Origin of the sequence: Streptomyces corallincola (assembly GCF_019104725.1) — a bacterium.
Lineage (GTDB): Bacteria > Actinomycetota > Actinomycetes > Streptomycetales > Streptomycetaceae > Streptomyces > Streptomyces corallincola.
Genome location: NZ_JAHRXF010000004.1, coordinates 73,055 through 94,584 on the forward strand (window position 1 = coordinate 73,055; position 21,530 = coordinate 94,584).

Genomic DNA, 21,530 nt, shown 5'->3' on the forward strand with positions numbered 1-21,530 from the left:
TCCGGCCCGACCCTACTGGGCGGCCCTGGTGAACACCGCCACCGTCCGGGCCGGGACCGTGAAGGTGCCGGTGGCCGGGGTGTAGGCGGAGGTCTTCACGCGGGCGTCGGCGCCGGACGCCTGCACGGGGTGCAGGCGGTACGGGGTACCGGCGAGGCCGGTGACGCGCTGGTCCTGCCGCTCGGGGGTGGCGTTGAAGACGACGACGAGGTCACCGAGGCGCATGGTGATGACGCCCGGGGTCTCGTCGGTGCCGGAGAGCGGGAAGGACAGCGCGCCCTGCACCGCGGAGGCGGTGGCGAGGGAGAACGCCGGTTCGGTGGAGCGGATCTTCAGCAGATCGCGGTAGGCGGCCGAGGTGCCGGTGATCTCCGGGCAGCCGACCTTCACGGAGGTGAGCAGTGGGCGGGCGTACTCCCATTTGGACTGGTTGTCGGCGGCCGGGGGCAGTCCGCGCCCGAAGCCGTTGCCGTCGGCGCAGTTCCAGTGGACGGCGTTGAACCAGTCGCCGCTGTCGAAGGAGTTGCGGTCCAGCGACTTGGAGCGGAGCAGGTCGGTCCCGGCCTGGGAGAGCGCGGGGCCCTGGGAGAGCGCGGCCGTGGCCATCGCCAGCACCTGCATCCGGGCGCGGTCGGCGGCCGGGGTGCCCCGGGGGAGCTTGTAGGTGAGGGCGTCGAACAGGGACTCGTTGTCGTGGGCGTCCACGTAGGCGAGGGCGTCGCCGGGGGCCGCCGCGTATCCGGCGGGGGCGCCGTTGTAGTCGAGTCCGGCGCCGGTGGTCTCCTTCCCGGTGGTGTCGGTGAAGCGGTAGGCGGCGAGGTCGCCGCTGAGGCCGACCTTGATGAGGTCCTGGTAGTGCAGCAGGCGGGCCTTCTGTTCGGCCGGAGTGCCGTTGGCCGTCGAGGAGTTGGGGTCGGTGTAGAGGCCGGAGGCGAAGCCCTGGACGCCGGGGTCGTCGTCGAAGGGGCCGCCGCCGCGCACCGCGTCCCGCGCCCGGTCGGAGAAGGTGGCGATGCCGGTGCCCGCCATGTTCTTCTGCGTGGCCTGCACGAAGCGGGCGTCGTCGGCGACCTCGCCGAAGTTCCAGCCCTCGCCGTAGAGGATGATCTTCTTTCCGTCCACGCCGTCCTTCGCGGGGGTCAGCGCGTCGAGCGCCTTGCGGACCGCGAGGATGTTGGCCTTGGGGTGGTGGCCCATGAGGTCGAAGCGGAAGCCGTCCACCTTGTACTGCTTGGCCCAGGTGACGATGGAGTCCACGACGAGCTTGCCCATCATGGCGTTCTCGGTCGCGGTGTTGGCGCAGCAGGTGCTGGTGGCGACGGTGCCGTCCGGCATGAGCCGCTGGTAGTAGCCGGGCACGATCCGGTCCAGGACCGAGGTGTCGGCCTGGCCGCTGGCGGCGGTGTGGTTGTAGACGACGTCCATGACGACGCGCAGGCCGTCCTGGTTGAGCGACTGCACCATCTTCCGGAACTGCACGGTCCGCGCGGTGCCGTCCGGGTCGGTGGCGTAGGAGCCCTCGGGGACGGTGTAGTGGTACGGGTCGTAGCCCCAGTTGTAGGCGTCCTTCGCGGCGGTCTTCGCCAGGCAGGCCTGCTGCTGGTCGGAGTCGGCCGGGTAGGAGGCCAGGTCACAGCCGGGGACGGCCTGGTCGGCCTTCTTCTCGGGGATGGTGGCGATGTCGAACGCGGGCAGCAGGTGCACGTAGTCCGTGCCCGCCTCGGCGAGTGCGCGCAGGTGCTGGGAGCCGTCGCCGTTCTTGTCGGTGAAGGCGAGGTAGGTGCCCCGGTCGGCGGCCGGGACGGTGGGGTCCGCGACGGAGAAGTCCCGGATGTGGAGTTCCTGGATCTGCGCGTCCCGGAAGGGGACGGCCCTGGGTTTGGTGAGGCCGGACCAGCCGCTGGGCGCGAGGGACCTGTCGTTCAGATCGACGACGAGGCTGCGCTCGGAGTTCGCGGTCAGGGCGACCGAGTACGGGTCGGTGACCTCGTTGGTGACGAGCCTGCGGACGGTGGGCGCCCACACCTTCACGGCGTAGCGGTACGGCTTGCCCTTCCAGGAGGCGGGGCCGGTGACCGACCAGACGCCGGTGGTGTCGTCCCGCTTCATCGGCACGGAGGTGCCGTCCAGGTCGAGGCGTACGTCCTGCGCGGTGGGCGCCCACACGGACAGGGTGGGACGGCCGCCGGAGAAGACCGGGCCGAGCGCGGCCTTGGTGGCGGCCGGGTACAGGTCGTCCAGTACGCCCGCGATCTGCACGCCGGTCGCGGCCAGCACGGCGCCGTTCGCGGCGCGCTGGGAGGCCACGAGCTGCCCGGTGAGCGCGGTGCGCACCCGGTTCCGGTCGCGCGGGTCCACGGTCCAGGCGGTGTAGTCCTTCAGGTACGGGAACTTCGCCTTCTGCGCGTCGGTCAGCGTGCCCCTGGTCAGCCGCAGCCACTGCTCGTCGTCGCCGGTCAGCGCGCCGTCCTTGACGGTGAGGGAGCCGTCGCGGGAGGCGAGGAGCTGGGTGGAGGCGGCGCCCTCGGCGCCGTTCCAGGCGACGGTGTCCCGGTCGATCCAGACGGCCTTGGAGGTGGTCAGGTCGAGCGCGGCGGCACTGCCCGCGGGCTGCGGGAGGAGGTACTTCTCCTGCCCGTTCACCAGCCACACCTCGTGCCCGTCGGCGGTGAGGTCCAGGGACTGGTCGGTGGGGAGATCCTTGTCGTCACCCTTGTGCAGGATGTAACTGAGGCTGGTGGCACCTTCGGTGAGCGGCACCTCGAAGACGGCTCCGTAGGCGTCCGTCCTGACCGGCTGGAGCGGCTTGGACCAGTCGGTGGGGCTGGCGGCACCGGTCCAGGTGTGCAGGCCCCAGCCGTCGTAGTTCCCGTCGGCGCGGTGGTAGTGCAGGACGGCCTTGGTTTTGTCCGGGGCGGGGTAGGAGGGGCGCTCGGTGAGCACGTCCGCCGTGCCCTGCTCGATCCAGACCTCGCCGGTCCTGGTGACGTCGATGGAGCGGTCGGCGGCGACGTCCTTGTTGCCGTCCTTGTCGATGACGAGGAAGCCGACGTTGGAGGCACCGGGCTTGAGCTTGACGTAGGCGAAGGCGCCGTACGCGTCGCGGCCGATGAACGGGTGGCTCTTCGGCCAGTCGGTGGCCTCGCCGTCCGCGAGGTCGCCCCAGGCGTACAGCCCCCAGTTCGCGTAGTCGCCGTCGGCACGCCTGTAGTGCACGACCGCGTAGTCGCGGGAGGCGGCGGTGGGCGGTTCGGGGGCGGCCGGGGTGCCGGTGGTGCTCTGCGCGGTGGCGCTCGCGGTGCGCCCGGCCGAGTCGGTCACGACGGCCTTGTAGCGCAGGGGCGTGCCGGGCGCGGTGTCCTCGGCGAGGGTCTGGCTCACCTTGTACGGCGCGTGGTCGGCCGAACCGAGCGTGCGCCAGGGGCCGTTGCCGACCTGGGCGGCGAACACCACCCGGTTGAGCCGACCGCCGGACACGGCGGCGGTGACCTCGGTGGTGCCGGTGACGCCCGCGTCGGGGGCCTTCAGGGTGAGCGTGGGCTTCGTCGCGGGCGGGGCGAGGCGGCCGTCCGCCTTGTAGACGACGGCGGCACCGGCGGGCACGGAGACGGTCAGCCTGCGGTCCGTGCCGGTGACGGCGCTGCCCTTCGCGCCGTAGACGGCCCGGTAGGTGCGGCGGGCGGAACCGGCCGCGAAGGTGGCCGTCCTGGGCTCGGCCGCGTTGTTGAACGCGACGACGTAGTCCTGGCCGGTGCGGGCGTCGGTGCGGGTGAAGGCGTAGACGCCGGGGCCGTCGGCGGCGTAGCGCTCGGTCTGGACGCCGTCGGTGAGCGCCGGGTTGGCCTTGCGGAGCTTGGCGAGGGCCGCGATGTCCCGGTAGAGCGGGGCGCTGGTGTCGTAGGCGTCGCTCGCGTGGGTGCGGGCGGTGCCGATCTCGTCGTCGTCCAGGTAGTCGGCGACCTTGGAGGCGAACATGGTCTGGCGGGCGTCCTTGTCGCCGCCGGAGCCGGTGAAGCCCTGTTCGTCGCCGTAGTAGACGACCGGGTTGCCCCGGCTGAGGAACATCAGCTGGTTGGCGAGCCTGTCCTTGGCGAGGAGCTGCGCGTCGGTGGCGTTCGGGTTGTCCTGCTTGAGGAAGTACCCGATGCGGCCCATGTCGTGGTTGCCGAGGAAGGTGACCTGTTCGTAGGCGTTGGCCTTGTCGGTGGTGTACTTCCAGTCGTCACCGAAGACGGAGGCGAGCCGCTGGGCACTGGCGCCCTGGGAGGCGTAGGCGCGGGCCGCGTCCTGGAACGGGAAGTCCAGGGTGGCGTCCAGGCGGCCCTGGGTGACGTACGGCGAGGTGACGGAGGTGTCGGCGGAGTAGACCTCGCCGAACATGAAGAAGTTCTTCCTGCCGTGCGCGGCGGCGTAGGTGTCGAGCGCGGTGGCCCACTGGGTCCAGAACTCCATGTTGACGTGCTTGACCGTGTCGATGCGGAAGCCGTCCACACCGAAGTCGCGCACCCAGCGCTGGTAGATCTTCTCCATCCCGGAGACGACCTCGGGGCGTTCGGTCCACAGGTCGTCCAGCCCGGAGAAGTCGCCGTAGGTGGCGGACTCGCCCGCGTACGTGGAGTCGCCCCGGTTGTGGTACATCGTCGGGTCGTTCAGCCAGGCCGGGACCTTGCGGTCGGCGCCGGTGACGGGGGTGCGCGGGAAGGAGCCCGCGTCCACGGCGGGGAACGTCCGCCTCCCGTCGGCGTAGTCGGCGTCGTCGAAGGGGCGGCCGTCCTTCGTCAGGTAGGGGAAGGCGCCCTTGGCGAGGTAGTCGTGGGACTGCTCGCGGTAATCGACCACGTCGGCGGTGTGGTTGGTGATGACGTCGAAGAAGACCTTCATGCCCTTGGCGTGCGCGGCGGCGATGAGGTCGGTGAGGTCCTGGTTGGTGCCGAAGTGCGGATCGACCTGGGTGAAGTCGGTGATCCAGTAGCCGTGATAACCGGCGGAGGCGTCCTTGCCGGTGCCCTGGACCGGCTTGTTCCTGAAGATGGGCGCCATCCAGATGGCGGTGGTGCCCAGGCCCTTGATGTAGTCGAGCCGCCGGGTCAGGCCCTTGAGGTCGCCGCCCTGGTAGAAGCCCTTGTCGGTGGGGTCGTAGCCGGTGCTCAGCCGTGAACCGGTCAGCCCTCCGCGGTCGTTGGCGCGGTCGCCGTTGGCGAACCGGTCGGGCATGACGAAGTAGAACTGCTCACGGGTGTCGTCGTGCCGGGCGGGCTGCGCGGCGAGGGCCGCGTCCGACGGGGGCGCGGGCGGGGCCGCCGCGTGCGCGGCGACGGGCTGCACGAGCGCGGCGGTCAGCGCGGCGACGACGACGGCCGCCGCCCGCCTCCGGCTGGGGGTACGACGCAGGGGGACGCCCCGTGGGGGCGCCGGCCATCTGGGTATCACGAGGGTGAACTCCTAGGGATTACGGCTCTGTTGGGTCCGACCCCACTGCCGCTCGGCCTGGCTTCGCTGCCGGGCGCCCGCTCGGGGACCGTACCCGTGGCGCAAGGGTTGCAGCAAGAGGCGTGAAAGCATCGGCAAGGGATTACAGCCGAGTTGGCCCGGACCACCTCCGCACGGGCGGTGGTCCGGGCCTCCAAGCGCCTCGGAAGAGCCCCGAGAGGACCTCAAGGGACCACGGGACGCCTCAAGGGGGTTGTCAGCAGCTCGACTTGCCCGCGTAGATCGCCAGCGCGGTGTTGCTGCCCAGGGTGGCGGTGAACTGGCCGCTTCCGTTCACGCTCACCGTGGTGTTGTTCTGCACGTTGCAGTACGTCCCGGCGGGCAGTGAGGTCTGGTAGGTGCGGCTGACGCCGCCGCTCTCGTGGTTGATGGCGACGTAGCCCTTGCTGCCGCGCCCGAAGCCGATCGCGTTGTTGCCGTTGTCCCACCAGTTGGTGACGGCCTGGCCCCGGACGGCGTTGCGGAAGGCGACCATCGACTTGATCTCCGGCCAGGCGTGCTGGCACTTCCAGCCGTCCTGCCAGCAGGCGTTCACCTTGCCGCCGTTGGGCGGTCCGGCGTCCGCGTCCGACCACTCGTAGCCGGAGTTGATGTCCGGGGAGCCGTACGGCCAGGCCAGCATGAAGACGTTGGCGAGGGTGTAGTTGGCGCCGGACTTGTAGTTGAGGGTGGAGCCATTGCGCTCGGTGTCGTGGTTGTCCACGAAGACACCCGCGCCGGAACCGGGCAGATAGCCCCACGCCTCACCGAAGTTGCTCAGGTAGGCCAGCTTCTCCGAGGTGAGGACCCGCTTGAGGTCGTAGGCGTACCGGAACTCCTGCACGTCGCCATTGCCGGTGTACTCGCCGGGCTGGACGGCCTCGCCCGCGCCGTAGATGACCTCCTGCTTCCAGTAGGCGGACGGCTTGGTCAGGCGGCTCTTGATGTTGGCCAGGTCCTCGGCGGGGATGTGCTTGGCGGCGTCGATGCGGAAGCCGTCCACGCCGAGGGAGAGCAGGTCGTTCATGTACCCGGCGATGGTCTTGCGGACGTACTCCTCGCCGGTGTCCAGGTCCGCGAGCCCGACGAGTTCGCAGTGCTGCACGTTCCAGCGGTCGGAGTAGTTGCTGACCGGCGCGGTGCAGTCGTCGAAGTCGAACGACGAGTACAGACCGGGGTAGTTGTACTTCGTGTACGACGAGCCGCCGGTGCCGGTGCCGGACCCGGCGGACATGTGGTTGACCACGGTGTCCGCGACGACCTTCACACCGGCGTTGTGGCAGGTGTTCACCATGTTCTGGAAGGCGGTCCGGTCACCGAGCCGCCCGGCGATCTTGTACGACACCGGCTGGTACGACGTCCACCACTGCGAGCCCTGTATGTGCTCGGCGGGCGGGGAGACCTGGACGTATCCGTACCCGGCGGGGCCCAGGGTGCTGGTGCACTCCTTGGCCACGGAGGCGAAGTTCCACTCGAACATCACGGCCGTGACGTCCTTGGTGCCGGGGGGTGCCGCCTGCGCGGCTGTCGGGTACAGGCCCATCGTGGCGGCGGCCGTGAGGGCGGCCAGCGCGGCGGGCAGGGTTCTGCGTGCCATGTGGGGTTCCTTCGTCGTTGAAGGCGGGGAGTGCGGGTTCCGCGTCAAGCACCTTGCCGTTGAAGGTTCTTGCTGAAACCTTGCGGAAACCTTGCGATGGCGCAGATGTTAAAGGCCCGCCGCCCAAAAGGGCAGCGGGCCGGGTGAAGTCGCCGAGGAAATCAGGACGAGATCCCCCAACTCCGCTGCTGTGTCAGGCAGTCGTCCACCAGACGGTGGTGTCGGCGGGCAGCTTGGCCTCGCCGTCCGCCTCGGTCACCTCACCGCTGGCCAGCAGCAGCCGCCCGTACGCCGGGACGGCCACCGAGTCGCCGGTGGTGTTGGCGACGCAGACGAACTCCCCGCGCCGGAAGGCGAGTACGCCCTCGGGGGCGCGCAGCCACTCCACCGCGTCGCCCGCGCCGAGCGCGGGGTGACCGCGGCGCGCGGCGAGCGCGGCCCGGTACAGCTCCAGGGTGGAACCGGCCACCCCGGTCTGCGCCTCGACGCTCAGCGCGGCCCACTCGGCGGGCTGCGGCAGCCAGCTCCCGCCACCGCCGAACCCGTACGACGTGCCGGTGCGGGTCCACGGGATCGGTACCCGGCAGCCGTCGCGGAAGCCGTCCTGACCGGCGCCCCGGAAGAACGCGGGGTCCTGACGGACCTCGTCGGGCAGGTCCACCACGTCCGGCAGCCCGAGTTCCTCGCCCTGGTAGACGTACGCGGAGCCGGGCAGTGCCAGCATCAGCAGGGTGGCGGCGCGGGCGCGGCGCAGGCCGAGCGCGCGGTCACCCGGGGTGCGCAACTGGGTCCCCAGGCCGGGCGGGTTGCCGAAGCGGGTGGCGTGCCGGGTGACGTCGTGGTTGGAGAGCACCCAGGTGGCCGGGGCGCCGACCGGGCGCATCGCGTCCAGGGTGCGGTCGATGACCGCGCGCAGCTCCTCGGCGTCCCATTCGGTGCCCAGGTACTGGAAGTTGAACGCCTGGTGCAGCTCGTCGGGGCGGACGTAGTTCGCGGTCCGCTCGACGGTCGGCGTCCACGCCTCGGCGACGAAGATGCGTTCCCCGGCGTACTCGTCGAGCACGGTGCGCCACTGGCGGTAGATCTCGTGCACGCCGTCCTGGTCGAAGAACGGCATGACATCGTTGCCGAGCAGCTTCAGCTGGTCGTGGCCACCGAGGTCGGGCAGGCCGTCGGCCTTCACCAGGCCGTGCGCCACGTCGATACGGAAGCCGTCCACGCCCATGTCCAGCCAGAACCGCAGGATCGAGCGGAACTCGTCGCCCACGGCCGGGTGTTCCCAGTTGAAGTCCGGCTGCTCGGGCGCGAACAGGTGCAGGTACCAGTCGCCGGGCGTGCCGTCGGGCTCGGTGACCCGCGTCCAGGCGGGCCCGCCGAAGATGGACTCCCAGTCGTTGGGCGGGAGTTCGCCGTCCGTGCCCTTGCCGGGGCGGAAGTGGTAGCGCTCGCGCAGCGGCGAGCCGGGGCCCTCCGCGAGCGCCCGCTTGAACCACTCGTGCTGGTCGGAGGAGTGGTTGGGGACGAGGTCCACGATGACGCGCAGGGCGAGGCCGTGGGCGTCGCGGATCAGCGCGTCGGCGTCCAGCAGGTTGCCGAACATCGGGTCCACGGCACGGTAGTCGGCCACGTCGTAACCGGCGTCGGCCTGCGGGGAGGCGTAGAAGGGGCTGAGCCAGACGGCGTCCACGCCGAGGTCGCGCAGGTACGGCAGGCGGGAGCGCACGCCCTCCAGGTCGCCCATGCCGTCGCCGTCGCTGTCGGCGAAGCTGCGCGGGTAGACCTGGTAGATGACCGCGTCCCGCCACCAGTCGTGGTGCGGGGCGACGACGGCGACGGCGGGTCCGGTGGCCGGGGCTGCAGGGTTCTGCGGGCTCATGGCGTCCTTGCTGCGGTGGGGGTCGGGAGAGAGAACGGGGTGGCTGGGCCTGCGCCCGGACATGCGAGGCGGCCGTGGTGTCAGCGGGGTTGGACGGGACACCACGGCCGCCTACCCGCGCGGGTCAGGTCGCGCGGGAGCCTTGCGTCAGCCCTTGGTGCCGCCTGCGGTGAGGCCGGTGACGAGGTTCTTCTGCACGAGGTAGAAGAAGACCGACACGGGTATCGCGATCAGCACGGCGGTGGCGGCCATCAGGTTGCGCTGCGCGTCGTGTTCGCTGACGAAGCTCTGCAGGCCCACCGCGAAGGTGTACTTGCTGTCGTCCAGCATGAACGTGGACGCGAACGCCACCTCGCCGAAGGCGGTGATGAAGTTGTAGAAGGCGGCGACCGCGAGGCCCGGCTTGGCGAGCGGCAGGATCAGCCGGAAGAAGGTGCCGAACGGCGAGAGACCGTCCACCCGGCCCGCCTCGTCGATCTCGAACGGGATGGTGTCGAAGTACCCCTTGAGCAGCCAGGCGCTGTAGGGCACGGCGGTCGAGCAGTAGACCAGGACCAGTCCGAGGTAGCTGTCGATGAGCTGGAGGTCGGACAGGATCTGGTACATCGGCACGATGAGCACCGCGATGGGGAACATCTGGGTGACCAGCAGGACCCACATCAGCTTGCGGTAGCCGGGGAAGCGCATCCGGGAGACGGCGTACCCGGTGGTGGCCGCGACGAGGACACCGACGACGGTGGTGCCCAGCGACACGATCAGGGAACTCTTCATCCAGTCGAAGAAGCCCGTGTGCTGGAGCACGAACGCGTAGTTGGTGAACGACATCTTCTTCCAGATGCCGCCGGGGTGCAGATAGTCGTCCTTGTCCGGACCGAGGGAGAGGAAGATCAGCCAGACGATCGGGAACAGCGCGATCAGGCTGGCGAGGATCAGCAGGGCGTGCGAGCCGAGCAGGGCGAGCGGGCCGCGGCGGCCCCGGCCGCGTACGGCGCCGGACGGCCGGGGGGCGTCGGTCACCGGAGCGGAGGTCTCGACGGTGGTCGTGGTCATGGGAACTCCTGCCTCAGATCGCGAGCTGCTGGTCGTTGCGGTTCAGCCAGCGACGGTAGAACGAGGTGAAGACGACGAGGACGGCCAGCAGCAGGATGCCGTAGGCGGCCGATCCCGCGAAGTCACGCGGCTGCTGTCCGAAGCCCAGGTAGTACGCCCAGGTCACCAGGATCTGCGCGTCGGGCGCGGTGTTGCCGAACAGCAGGAAGATCACCGCGAACTGGTTGAACGTCCAGATGATGCCGAGCAGCACCACGGTGGAGCTGACCGAGCGCAGGCCGGGCAGGGTCACGTGCCGGAACTGCTGCCAGGCCGTGGCGCCGTCCATCTCGGCCGCCTCGTAGAGCGTGCTGTCGATGGACTGGAGGCCGCCGAGCAGGGAGACCATCATGAACGGGACACCGCACCAGGTGTTGACCATGATGGCGGCGAACCGCTGCCAGAACGTGTCCTCCAGCCACAGCGGCTGGGGCAGATGCAGCGTGTGCAGCGCGGAGTTGATGATGCCGCCGTCCGCGAGCATGAAGCGCCAGCCGAAGACGGTCACGAAGGTGGGCACGGCCCACGGAAGAATGAGGATCAGCCGGTACAGGGTCCGCCCGCGCATCTTCTGGTTGAGCAGCAGGGCGAGGCCGAGGCCGATGCAGTAGTGCAGGGTGACGCAGAGCGCGGTCCAGACGACGGTCCAGACGAAGTGCGACCAGAAGCGGTCGTACGAGGTCGGGCCGAACAGGATGTCCTTGTAGTTGTCCAGGCCGATGAACTTGTACGTGGCGTCGATGTGGTTGACGCCGATCGTGCGCGCGGTGTTGAGGCTGTTGGCGTCGGTGAGCGTCAGGTACAGGCCGTACACCAGGGGGTACAGCACCAGCACCCCGAGCACGATCACCACCGGCGCGATCATCGCGTACGCGTACCAGTACCGCTGGTACCCGTTCTTCACGCGCTGCCCCAGACCTGGCCGCTGCGGCGCGCGGTCACCGCGGGGTTTGCCGGTCGCGCGGTCGATGGCGACTGTCATGGTTCGACACCTTCGGAAGAGTTCAGGGAGCGGGGCGGGCGCGGACCCGGTGGCCGCCGGACCCTTCCCCCCCTTGCGGGAGGGTCCGGCGGCCACCGGCGGGCATCACTTGCTGAAGTCGGGCACCAGCTTGGCGATGGCCAGTTCGGCGTTGTTCAGGCCCTTGTCCAGCGGCTCCTTGCCACCGGCGATCTTCGGCAGCTCGGTGTCGAGCGGCCCCCACAGGGAGCTGTACTCGGGCAGCGCCGGGCGCGGCTGAGCGGCGGAGAGCACGCCCTGGTAACCGGCGATGCCGGGGTCGGCCTTGACGGCGGAGGTGTAGGCGTCGCCGCGGGTCGGCAGCGTGGAGTTCTTCAGGGCGATGGTCTCCTGGGACTTCGCCGAGGTCATGAAGTTGACGAACTTCAGCGCGGCGGCCTGGTGGGCCTTGTCCGAACCGGCGTAGACCGAGAGGTTGTGGCCGCCGGTCGGGGCGCCCGCCTTGCCGGTGGAACCGGCCGGGACGGGGGCGATGCCGAGGTTCTTCTTGTCGGCGAACGCGGTGCCCTTGTAGAAGTTGGTGATCTCCCACGGGCCCTGGACGATCGCGGCGACCTTGCCGTTGACGAACGCGTCCTGGATGTGGGCGTAGGCGTCCGCGGTGGTGTCGGCCTTGTGCAGGCCCTTGCCGGAGAACGTGCTCAGCCAGGTGCCGTACGCCTTCTTGGCGGCGGGCGAGTCCACGGTGATCTTCTTGGCGGCGGCATCGACGGTGTCGGTGCCCTCGCCGTAGAGGAAGGACTGCGCGTAGTACGCCTGGGTGGAGCCCCAGTAGCCGGCCACCCCGGTCTTGGCCTGGACCTTGGCGGCGTCGGCCTTCAGCTCGTCCCAGCTCTTCGGCGCGTCGGTGATCCCGGCCTTCTGGAACAGGGCCTTGTTGTAGACGAGCGCGAGGGTGTCGGTGACCAGCGGCACGCCGTAGGTCTTGCCCTCGTACTGGGCCTGCTTGATCAGGTTCGGCTCGAACTTGGCCTGGTCCCCGAGGGCCTCGGTGCCGTCCAGCGGCAGGAAGTAGCCCTTCTTGGCGAACGCGGGGGTCCAGCCGACCTCGGAACGCAGCACGTCCGGGGCGCCCTTGGAGCCTGCGGCGGTGTCGAACTTGTTCTGCGCCTGGTCGAAGGGCACGTTGACGTACTTGACCTTGATGTCCTTGTGGGCAGCCTCGAACTGCTGGACCAGGGCCTTGTAGGTCGGCGCCTCATTGGTGGCGTTGGACGTGTCCCACCAGGTGATGGTGGTCGGGCCGGCCGCCTTGCCGCCGTCGTCGTCGCTCCCGCCGCACGCCGTCGCCGCGAGGGCGAGGGACGCCACCAGGGCGGAGGCCGCTATGCCACGCCGCATGAGTTCTCCTTGAGGGTTGAGCCCGTGGGACGCGGGGGCGGTCCCGACCGCCGTCCCGCTGTCGTGCCGACTGCGCCGTTGCGGCGGCCGGGCGACACGGAACGTAACAGCGATGCAAGGCTTGCGAAAGACCTTGCAGAAAAAAAGTGCAAGAGAGCCCAGAGGTTACCGTGTCGTGACCCGTCCTAGACCGCGCCGAAACCGGATTCCTCCGCCGGTCGGCGGGGCGGCGGCCACTTGTGCAAGACTCTGCAAGGACTTGCCGCACGCGCCTCCGCGGGGACGATCTCCCTTGCGGGCGGGGCCGCGGGGTCCGGGGCGCCCGTATTCGGGGAGCCCGGTGGGCCCGTCACACCGAGGGCCCGGACCACCATCACCAGGGACTCAACCAGGGGCGAGGAGCGCGATGTCGCAGCAACCCACGGGCCGTCCGGCCGTCCGCGCACGGCGTCCCGCCGGTGGGCAGGGCGGTCCGCGGCCGGTACAGTCCGGTCCCGTGACCACACGGCTCGCGGACATCGCCGCGCAGGCGGGGGTGAGCGAAGCGACCGTCAGCCGGGTCCTCAACGGGAAGCCGGGCGTCGCCGCCACCACCCGCCAGTCCGTCCTGGCCGCGCTGGACGTGCTCGGCTACGAGCGTCCGGTCCGGCTGCGGCAGCGCAGCGAGGGCCTGGTCGGGCTGATCACGCCCGAGCTGGAGAACCCCATATTCCCCGCGCTCGCCCAGGTCATCGGCCAGGCGCTGACCCGGCAGGGCTACACCCCGGTGCTCGCCACCCAGACCCCCGGCGGCTCCACCGAGGACGAGCTGACGGAGATGCTGGTGGACCGGGGCGTCGCCGGGATCATCTACGTCTCCGGACTGCACGCCGACACCACCGCCGACATGCAGCGCTACGAGCGGCTGCGCGCGCAGGGCGTCCCCTTCGTGCTGGTGGACGGCTTCTCGCCGAAGGTGCAGGCGCCGTTCATCTCCCCCGACGACCGCGCCGCGATGTCCCTCGCGGTGACGCATCTGGTGTCGCTCGGGCACACCCGGATCGGGCTGGCGCTCGGCCCGAAGCGGTTCGTGCCGGTGCAGCGCAAGATCGAGGGCTTCGTACGGGCCGTGCAGGAGCAGCTCGGCATGCCCGCCACGCAGGTCGAGACCGACCTCGTACAGCACTCGCTGTACACCCTGGAGGGCGGTCAGGCCGCCGCCGCCGCGCTGATCGGGCGGGACTGCACGGCGGTGGTGTGCGCGAGCGACATGATGGCGCTCGGCGCGATACGCGCCGCCCGGCAGCTCGGTCTCGACGTGCCGCGCGACATCTCCGTGGTCGGCTTCGACGACTCGCCGCTGATCGCGTTCACCGACCCGCCGCTCACCACGGTCCGCAAGCCGGTCCCGGCGATGGGGCAGGCGGCCGTGCGCACCCTGCTGGAGGAGGTCGGCGGCACGCCCGCCCCGCACAGCGAGTTCGTCTTCATGCCGGAGCTGGTCGTGCGCGGCTCGACCGCCTCGGCGCCCGGCGGACGCCACTGACCCTCCCGCACCGGGCGCGCCCCGGCCTCCCGGCGGCGCGGACGTGCGGGCCCGGTCCGGCCTTGGGATGATCGGGCGGGGAACCCTTTTCTGGCAGACTCTGTGGCTATGAGTGACTCCGCCGTGACAGATCCGGAACGCCGCTCGGCAGTGGCCGTTCCGCGGACCGTCACGGGCGGGGGCCCGGGAGGCGCGCCGCACCGGCGCGGCCGCCCGCGCCGGCCCCGGCTGTGGTTCGAGATCCTGCTGATCGCGGTGAGTTACTGGACGTACTCCCTGATCCGCAACGCCGTCCCCGAGCAGAAGGCGGCGGCCCTGCGCAACGCCGACCGGCTGTGGGCGCTGGAGCACCGGCTCGGCATCGCCGTCGAGAGCTCCGTCAACCACGCGGTGGATTCCGTGACATGGCTGATCGTCGGCATGAACTACTACTACGCCACCCTGCACTTCGTCATCACCGTCGGCGTGCTGGTGTGGCTGTACCACTGGCACCCCGGCCGGTACGCGGCCACCCGGCTGGTGTTGTTCGCCACCACCGGCGTCGCCCTGCTCGGCTACTACCTCTTCCCGCTCGCCCCGCCCCGGCTGATGAACGGCGGCCACTTCGTGGACACCGTGATGGTCCACCACACCTGGGGCTCGATGGCCTCCGGCGACCTCAAGCACCTGTCCAACCAGTACGCGGCGATGCCGTCCATGCACATCGGCTGGTCCCTGTGGTGCGGGCTGACGGTCTTCGCGCTCGCCTCGGTGCCGTGGGTACGGGTGCTGGGGCTGCTCTACCCCGCGCTGACCCTGGTGGTGATCGTCGCCACCGCCAACCACTTCTGGCTGGACGCGGTCGGCGGGGCGCTCTGCCTCACCTTCGGCTTCGCCGTCGCCCGGCTCTGGTACGGGAGGCCGCCGTACGCGTTGCCGCGGGTGCCGGTACGGGAACGGGATCACGCATCCGCGTAGAACAGGTCCTCCACCACCGTGCGGGCCCTGCGGGCCGTACGACGGTACGCGTCCAGCATGTCGCCCGCGTGACCGGGACCGAAGCCCAGGTAGCGGCCGACGGCGGCCAGGTCGCGGGGCTCGGTGGGGAAGGTGTCCCCGGCCCGGCCGCGTACCAGCATGACCGCGCCGCGCACCCGGGTCGCCAGCACCCACGCCTCGTCCAGTACGGCCGCGTCCTCGGCGGCGATCAGCCCGGCCGCGTGCGCCGCCGCCAGTGCCTCGCGGGTGCGGGTGGTGCGCAGGCCGGGGAGTTCGCGGCCGTGCCGCATCTGCATCAGCTGGACCGTCCACTCCACGTCCGACAGGCCGCCGGGGCCGAGCTTGGTGTGCAGCTTGGGGTCCGCGCCGCGCGGCAGCCGCTCCGACTCCATGCGCGCCTTCAGCCTGCGGATCTCTCGCACCGCGTCGTCGCTGAGCCCCGCCTCGGGGTAGCGCAGCGGGTCGATCAGCTCGACGAAGCGGGCGGCGAGGTCCGCGTCACCGGCCACCGGCTCGGCCCGCAGCAGCGCCTGCGACTCCCAGACCAGGGACCAGCGGCGGTAGTACGCCTCGTACGAGGTCAGGGTGCGCACCAGCGGGCCCGTCCTGCCCTCGGGGCGCAGGTCGGCGTCGATCAGCAGCGGCGGGTCGGCGCTGGGGAGCTGGAGCAGCCGGCGCATCTCCGCGACCACCTTGTTGGCGGCGGCCGACGCCTCCTGCTCGGAGACGCCCTCGCGCGGCTCGTGCACGAACAGCACGTCGGCGTCGGAGCCGTAGCCGAGTTCGTTGCCGCCGAAGCGGCCCATGCCGATCACCGCGAACCGGGTCGGCAGCGTGTCGCCCCAGTTCGCCCGGACCACCGCGCGCAGCGTGCCCGCGATGGTCGCCGCCGTCAGGTCGGACACCGCCCCTCCGACCCGGTCCGCGAGCGCGCCCGCGTCCGCCTCGGCGGGCGTCGTCTCCGTGCCGTACGAGGAGACGATGTCGCCCGCCGCCGTACGGAACAGCTCCCGGCGCCGCACCCCGCGCGCCGCCGTCACACCCTGCTCCGCGTTCTCCGCCCGGCCGACCGCCGCCAGCACCTCCTGCTCCAACTGGGCGCGCGGGCGCGGCCGTAGCCCTCCCCCGACGCCGTCGCCGAGCAGCGCGACCGCCTCCGGGGCGCGCATCAGCAGGTCCGGCGCGAGGCGGCCCGCCGACAGCACGCGGGCCAGGTTCTCGGCCGCCGCGCCCTCGTCGCGCAGCAGCCGCAGGTACCAGGGGGTCTTGCCGAGCGCGTCGGAGACCTTCCGGAAGTTCAGCAGGCCCGCGTCGGGGTCGGCGGAGTCCGCGAACCAGCCGAGCATCACCGGGAGCAGCGTCCGCTGGATCGCCGCCTTGCGGCTCACCCCGGAGGCCAGCGCCTCCAGGTGGCGCAGGGCCGCGGCCGGGTCCGCGTACCCGAGCGCGACCATCCGTTCGCGGGCCGCGTCCGGACGCAGCCGGGCCTCACCGGTGGCGAGCTGCGCGAAGGCGTCCAGCAGCGGCCGGTAGAACAGCTTCTCGTGCAGCCGCCGTACGACACCGGTGTGCCGTTTCAGCTCGCGCTGGAGGCCGGTCTCCGGGTCGGTGCGCAGGCCGAGGGAGCGGCCGAGGCGGCGGAGGTCGGCGTCCGCCTCCGGGACGAGGTGGGTGCGGCGCAGGCGGTACAACTGGATGCGGTGCTCCAGCGTGCGCAGGAAGCGGTACGCCTCGTCCAGCCGGGCGGCGTCCTCGCGGCCCACGTAGCCGCCCGCCGCCAGTGCCTGGAGGGCGTCCAGGGTGGTGCCGCTGCGGAGGGTGGGGTCGGTGCGGCCGTGCACCAGCTGGAGCAGCTGTACGGCGAACTCGACGTCCCTGAGGCCGCCGGGGCCGAGTTTCAGTTCCCGGTCGATCTCCGCCGCCGGGATGTTCTCGACGACGCGTCGGCGCATCTTCTGTACGTCCGCGACGAAGTTCTCGCGTTCCGCCGCCGCCCAGACCAGGGGGTCGAGCGCCTCCGTGTACGCCCGGCCGAGTTCCGCGTCGCCCGCCACCGGGCGGGCCTTCAACAGCGCCTGGAACTCCCAGGTCTTCGCCCAGCGCTGGTAATACGCCAGGTGGCTGCTCAGGGTGCGGACGAGGGGGCCGTTGCGGCCCTCCGGGCGGAGGTTGGCGTCCACCGGCCAGATGGAACCCTCGACGGTGGTCTCCGAGCAGATCCGCATCATGCGGGACGCCAGGCGGGTCGCCGCCTTCAGCGCCTTCGTCTCGTCGGCGCCCTCCCGGGGCTCCCCCACGAAGATCACGTCCACGTCGGAGACGTAGTTCAGCTCGTGGCCGCCGCACTTGCCCATCGCGATCACGGCGAGGCGGCCGAGGGCCGCGTCCTGCGGGGCTTCTTCCTCGGCGAGGCCGAGTGCCGCTCGGAGGGTGGCCGTGGCGAGGTCCGCGAGTTCCGCCGCCGTCTGGGCCAGGTCCGTGGTGCCGCATACGTCTCTCGCGGCGATGGAGAGGAGGCAGCGGCGGTACGCGACGCGGAGGTTCACCGGGTCGGTGGCCTCCGCGAGTCCTCTCTCGAACTCCTCCAGGCCGGGGTGGAGGTCCCTCGGTTCGTAGGTGACCAGCGCCTGCCAGTCGGCGGGGTGGCGGGCGAGGTGGTCGGCGAGGGCCTCGGAGGCGCCGAGGACGCCGAGGAGGCGGTCGCGGAGCGGTTTCGACGCGATCAGGGTGTCGAGGAGCTCGCGGCGGGCGGGGTGTTCGGGCTGCGCCTCCAGGAGGCGGACCAGTCCGTGCAGGGCCAGGTCCGGGTCCGCCGTCGCGCCGAGCGCCTCCAGGAGTACCGGGTCGTCCCGGACCTCGCTGAGTTCGGGGCCGTCGAGCAGGCGCTCCGCCGCGGAGGGGTCCGTGAAGCCGTGGCGGAGCAGGCGCGTGAAGGTGCTGCTTCTGCGGCCCGGCGTCATGGGGTGCCTCCGCGGTGTGTCCGGTGAGTGTCCTGGCCAGAGCCTAGTGGGTGGGTATGCCCGCGGCGCATCCGTCGGGCCCGTCGCGGCTTGGGGTGCGTGTCCGGGGTGCGGTGCGCGTGCTGGGTGCCTGCGGCGCATCTCTCCCTGTCGTCTCGGTTGCGGTAGCGCCTACCGGCTGTCGTGGGTCGGGGCCGCCCCGGGTCATCTCCGTCCTCGGTCCGGCGACCACGTCGGGTCCACGCGGGCCCCTGTTGTACGCCGGACTCTGCGGGCGGAGACAACCCGGCCCGTCCCCTTTCCGCCGTACGCGGCCGGAGGCGCCCCTCACCGAGTCCGATGAGTTCCGCTCCGGGCCTCTCCTTTACGACCCCGGAGCTCGGCAACTTGGCTTCTCAGCCGCACAGTTCACCCTCTCTTCATCTGCCGGGTGGCGTGGAGAGCTGGAAGGGATTTTTGGCGTGGGCATGATCTGACGGCAACGTCGCTTTCTCTTCCGGAGGTTGATGTGTTCCGTCGTGCCCGTACTGTCGTGGCGTCGGCCGCCGCTCTTGCCGTTGGTGCGGTGGGGTTGTGGGTCGGGGTCGGGGGTGAGGCCGCGCAGGCGGCGGGGGCCGTGCCGACGCCGGACCATGTGGTGGTCGTGGTGATGGAGAACCACGCGTACAGCCAGGTGATCGGGTCGTCCAGCGCGCCGTATCTGAACTCGCTGAAGAGCGGGGGCGCCAACCTCAGTCAGTCGTTCGGGATCACGCACCCCAGTCAGCCCAACTACTTCGCGCTGTTCTCGGGTTCGACGCAGGGGATCACCGATGACGGGTGCTACACGGCCGGGTTCTCTTCGGCCCCGAATCTCGCCTCCGAGCTGATCGCCGCGGGGAAGACCTGGGGGAGTTACAACGAGACGCTGCCCAGTCAGGGGTCCACGACCTGTAGCAGCGGGAACTACGCGCGCAAGCACAACCCGTGGTTCGGGTTCGCCAATGTGCCGACTTCGAGCGCGAAGACGTTCGCTCAATTCCCCTCGGACTTCAGCACGTTGCCGCGGGTCTCGTTCGTGACGCCGAACCTGTGCAGCGACATGCACGACTGCTCGGTGGGCACCGGTGACACCTGGCTGAAGAACAACCTGAGCGCGTACGCCAGTTGGGCCAGGACGCACAACAGTCTGCTGGTCGTCACGTTCGACGAGGACAACCGGCTGAGCGGGAACCGGATTCCGACGGTGCTGTACGGACAGCCGGTGGCGGCGGGGTCGTCTTCGGGGACGACGTACAACCACTACGACCTGCTGCGCACCCTGGAGGACCTGGCCGGGCTGGGCACGCACGCCGGGAACGCGGGCTCCGCCAAGGACATCACTGGCGTCTGGGCGTCCTGACGTGTACGTAGCGGACAGCCGCGCGTCCGTGGACGGTGCCGTCCGGCCCGCTGTGGCCGGGCGGCGCCGTGCCGCGCTCGCGCCCACCGTGCTGGCCCTCGGCTCGGTCAGCCTGATCACCGACGTCTCCTCGGAGATGGTCACCGCCGTACTGCCGTTGTACCTGGTCGGCGGGCTCGGCCTGTCGCCGCTCGGGTTCGGGCTGCTCGACGGGATCTACAACGGGTTCTCCGCCGTCGTCCGGCTCGCCGGAGGGCATCTCGCCGACCGGGGCGGCGGGCGGCACAAGTGGGTCGCGGGGGCGGGGTACGGGCTGTCCGCGCTGTGCAAGCCGCTGCTGCTCGTCGTGCACACCCTCACCCCGATCGGCCTCGTCCTCGCCCTGGACCGGACCGGCAAGGGGCTGCGGACCGCGCCCCGCGACGCGCTGATCTCGCTGTCCTCGGCACCCGAGGCGCGCGGGCGGGCCTTCGGGGTGCACCGGGCGATGGACACCGCCGGTGCGCTGATGGGGCCGCTGGCCGCGTTCCTGATCCTGCGGGCCACCGTGGACGGGTACGACGCGGTGTTCACCGTCAGCTTCTGTGTGGCCGTACTCGGTGTACTGGTCCTCGTGCTGTTCGTGCCGGGCGGGAAGGGTGATCGTCAACTTCCGTCCGAGCGGCCCACGTTGGCCGCCGCCCTGGGGCTGCTGCGCGGGCGGGAGGTGCGGCGGGTCGCGGTGTGCGCGCTGCTGCTGGGGCTGGCCACCGTCAGCGACTCGTTCGTCTTCCTGCTGCTCCAGCGGCGACTCGGCGTCCCCGACCGCTGGTTCGCGCTGCTGCCGCTCGGTACGGCCGCCGCGTTCCTGCTGCTCGCCGTGGCGCTGGGGCGGCTCGCTGACCGGGTCGGCCGGTGGAACGTGTTCCTCGGCGGGCACGCGGCCCTGCTCGCCGCGTACCTGCTGCTGCTCGGCCCGTGGCGGGGCACCGCGCTGCCGTACGTGGTGCTCGCGCTGCACGGCTGTTTCTACGCCGCCACGGACGGGGTGCTGATGGCCGCCGCGTCGGCGGGGGTGCCGGAGGCGCTGCGGTCGTCGGGGCTGGCCGTCGTGCAGACCGGGCAGGCGCTCGCCCGGTTCGCCTGCTCGCTGCTGTTCGGCGCGGCCTGGACCGTGTGGGGCGACCGGGCGGCCCTCGCCGGGGCGGTGGGCGCGCTGGTGGTGGGCGCCGCGTTCGCCCTGGTCCTGCGCCCGCGCGACGGACGGGAGGTCGTTTCGTGACCGTACGCCGTCGTGTGCTGGTGCTCGCCGCCGCGTTCGTGGTGCTGGCCGCCGCCGGGGTCTTCTCCGTGCTGCACGCCTCCGCGCGTGCCGAGCGGCGGGACCACGTCCAGGGCGTCGGGCCCCGCGTGTCGGCGGGCGCGGTGTCGCTCGCGGGCGGCGGGCCCGCGCGGATGGTGTTCCGGAACATGGCGTGGGGGCCGCACCGCGACGAGCTGAGCAGCGTACCCGCGTCCGATCCCGGTGGCCCGCGTACCGCGTCGGGCGTCAAGTGCCTTCGTTTTTACGCCGCTTCGGGCACCGGTGTCTGTCTCCAGGCGGTGCGCGGGGCGGTCTCCGACACCTACCGCGCGCTGGTCCTCGACTCCCGGCTGCGTACCGTACGCCGCTACGACGTGCCCGGCATCCCCTCGCGGGCGCGGGTCTCCCCCAGCGGGCACCTCGTCGCCTGGACGGCGTTCGTGGGCGGCGACTCGTACGCGGGGACGGACTTCTCGACGCGCGCGGAGATCGCGGACGTGCGCACGGGTGAGCTGATCGCCTCGCTGGAGTCGTTCCGGGTGGTGCTGGGCGGCAAGCCGTACCACGCGGCCGACGTGAACTTCTGGGGCGTGACCTTCGCCGGGGACGACCGCACGTTCTACGCGACGCTCGCCACGAAGGGGCGTACGCATCTGGTGCGGGGCGATCTGCGGACGCGGACGGTCACGGCGGTGCACGACAACGTGGAGTGCCCGTCGCTGTCCCCCGACGGCTTGCGCGTCGCGTACAAGAAGCGGGTTGCCGGGCTGCCCGCCGACGCACCCTGGCGGCTGTACGTCCTCGACCTGCGGACGATGCGCGAGACTCCGCTGGCCGAGACCCGCAGCGTGGACGACCAGGCCGTCTGGGCGGCCGCGGACACCCTCGTCTACGCCCTCCCCGGCGACTTCGGCGCCGACCTGCACCGGGTCCCGGCGGACGGGTCCGGCAGACCGGAGCGGATCGCGGCCTCGGCGGTGTCGCCCGCGTTCCTGGGCTGAGGGATCGCCG

The 21,530-nt window shown here is 71.2% G+C and carries 12 protein-coding genes; 5 read left to right on the forward strand and 7 right to left on the reverse strand.

Annotated elements, in window-relative coordinates; all coding sequences use genetic code 11:
• Positions 1 to 12: 12 nt before the first annotated feature.
• The 6 genes from pulA to KUM39_RS04670 form a co-directional block, all read right to left on the reverse strand.
• Positions 13 to 5,430: a pullulanase-type alpha-1,6-glucosidase gene (pulA, locus tag KUM39_RS04645; protein WP_217784081.1), complete on the reverse strand. Its 5,418-nt coding sequence runs from the start codon at positions 5,428 to 5,430 to the stop codon at positions 13 to 15.
• Positions 5,431 to 5,686: 256 nt separating this feature from the next.
• Positions 5,687 to 7,066: an alpha-amylase gene (locus tag KUM39_RS04650; protein WP_217784082.1), complete on the reverse strand. Its 1,380-nt coding sequence runs from the start codon at positions 7,064 to 7,066 to the stop codon at positions 5,687 to 5,689.
• Positions 7,067 to 7,259: 193 nt separating this feature from the next.
• Positions 7,260 to 8,942: a glycoside hydrolase family 13 protein gene (locus tag KUM39_RS04655; RefSeq protein ID WP_217784083.1), complete on the reverse strand. Its 1,683-nt coding sequence runs from the start codon at positions 8,940 to 8,942 to the stop codon at positions 7,260 to 7,262.
• A 147-nt stretch (positions 8,943 to 9,089) separates the two neighbouring features.
• A complete protein-coding gene (locus tag KUM39_RS04660; RefSeq protein ID WP_217784084.1) occupies positions 9,090 to 9,992 on the reverse strand; it encodes a sugar ABC transporter permease in 903 nt (300 codons plus the stop codon).
• A gap of 13 nt (positions 9,993 to 10,005) precedes the next feature.
• Positions 10,006 to 11,013, reverse strand: coding sequence for a carbohydrate ABC transporter permease (locus KUM39_RS04665; RefSeq protein WP_217784085.1), 1,008 nt, complete (start codon positions 11,011 to 11,013; stop codon positions 10,006 to 10,008).
• Positions 11,014 to 11,118: 105 nt separating this feature from the next.
• Positions 11,119 to 12,393 (reverse strand): extracellular solute-binding protein, encoded by a 1,275-nt coding sequence (locus tag KUM39_RS04670; RefSeq protein ID WP_217784086.1) that lies wholly within the window; start codon positions 12,391 to 12,393, stop codon positions 11,119 to 11,121.
• Positions 12,394 to 12,889: 496 nt separating this feature from the next.
• Here KUM39_RS04670 and KUM39_RS04675 point away from each other — a divergent pair, with 496 nt between their 5' ends.
• Both KUM39_RS04675 and KUM39_RS04680 read left to right on the forward strand, forming a co-directional pair.
• On the forward strand, positions 12,890 to 13,918 hold the full coding sequence (locus KUM39_RS04675) for a LacI family DNA-binding transcriptional regulator (RefSeq protein WP_217784087.1): 1,029 nt from the start codon (positions 12,890 to 12,892) through the stop codon (positions 13,916 to 13,918).
• Between the two features lie 108 nt (positions 13,919 to 14,026).
• A complete protein-coding gene (locus KUM39_RS04680) occupies positions 14,027 to 14,875 on the forward strand; it encodes a phosphatase PAP2 family protein (RefSeq protein ID WP_217784088.1) in 849 nt (282 codons plus the stop codon).
• Here KUM39_RS04680 and KUM39_RS04685 read toward each other — a convergent pair.
• Positions 14,860 to 17,856, reverse strand: a complete 2,997-nt coding sequence (locus KUM39_RS04685; RefSeq protein WP_217784089.1) for a bifunctional [glutamine synthetase] adenylyltransferase/[glutamine synthetase]-adenylyl-L-tyrosine phosphorylase — start codon at positions 17,854 to 17,856, stop codon at positions 14,860 to 14,862. The genes KUM39_RS04680 and KUM39_RS04685 overlap by 16 nt on opposite strands.
• A 508-nt stretch (positions 17,857 to 18,364) precedes the next feature.
• On the opposite strand from KUM39_RS04685, the gene KUM39_RS04690 reads away from it, so the two are divergent.
• The 3 genes from KUM39_RS04690 to KUM39_RS04700 are packed head-to-tail and all read left to right on the forward strand — an operon-like array spanning position 18,365 to position 21,520.
• Positions 18,365 to 19,237: an alkaline phosphatase family protein gene (locus KUM39_RS04690; protein ID WP_217784090.1), complete on the forward strand. Its 873-nt coding sequence runs from the start codon at positions 18,365 to 18,367 to the stop codon at positions 19,235 to 19,237.
• A 1-nt stretch (position 19,238) separates the two neighbouring features.
• Positions 19,239 to 20,498, forward strand: coding sequence for an MFS transporter (locus tag KUM39_RS04695; protein ID WP_217784091.1), 1,260 nt, complete (start codon positions 19,239 to 19,241; stop codon positions 20,496 to 20,498).
• Complete coding sequence (locus KUM39_RS04700; RefSeq protein ID WP_217784092.1) at positions 20,495 to 21,520, forward strand: TolB family protein; 1,026 nt, start codon at positions 20,495 to 20,497, stop codon at positions 21,518 to 21,520. Before KUM39_RS04695 ends, KUM39_RS04700 begins: the two co-directional genes overlap by 4 nt.
• The last annotated feature ends 10 nt before the right edge of the window (positions 21,521 to 21,530 follow it).

Excerpts from the sequence above, each read along its gene's own strand:
- KUM39_RS04650 (WP_217784082.1), bottom strand. The coding sequence starts at position 7,066 with ATGGCACGCAGAACCCTGCCCGCCGCGCTGGCCGCCCTCACGGCCGCC.
- KUM39_RS04655 (WP_217784083.1), bottom strand. The coding sequence starts at position 8,942 with ATGAGCCCGCAGAACCCTGCAGCCCCGGCCACCGGACCCGCCGTCGCC.
- KUM39_RS04660 (WP_217784084.1), bottom strand. The coding sequence starts at position 9,992 with ATGACCACGACCACCGTCGAGACCTCCGCTCCGGTGACCGACGCCCCC.
- KUM39_RS04665 (WP_217784085.1), bottom strand. The coding sequence starts at position 11,013 with ATGACAGTCGCCATCGACCGCGCGACCGGCAAACCCCGCGGTGACCGC.
- KUM39_RS04670 (WP_217784086.1), bottom strand. The coding sequence starts at position 12,393 with ATGCGGCGTGGCATAGCGGCCTCCGCCCTGGTGGCGTCCCTCGCCCTC.
- KUM39_RS04680 (WP_217784088.1), top strand. The coding sequence starts at position 14,027 with ATGAGTGACTCCGCCGTGACAGATCCGGAACGCCGCTCGGCAGTGGCC.
- KUM39_RS04685 (WP_217784089.1), bottom strand. The coding sequence starts at position 17,856 with ATGACGCCGGGCCGCAGAAGCAGCACCTTCACGCGCCTGCTCCGCCAC.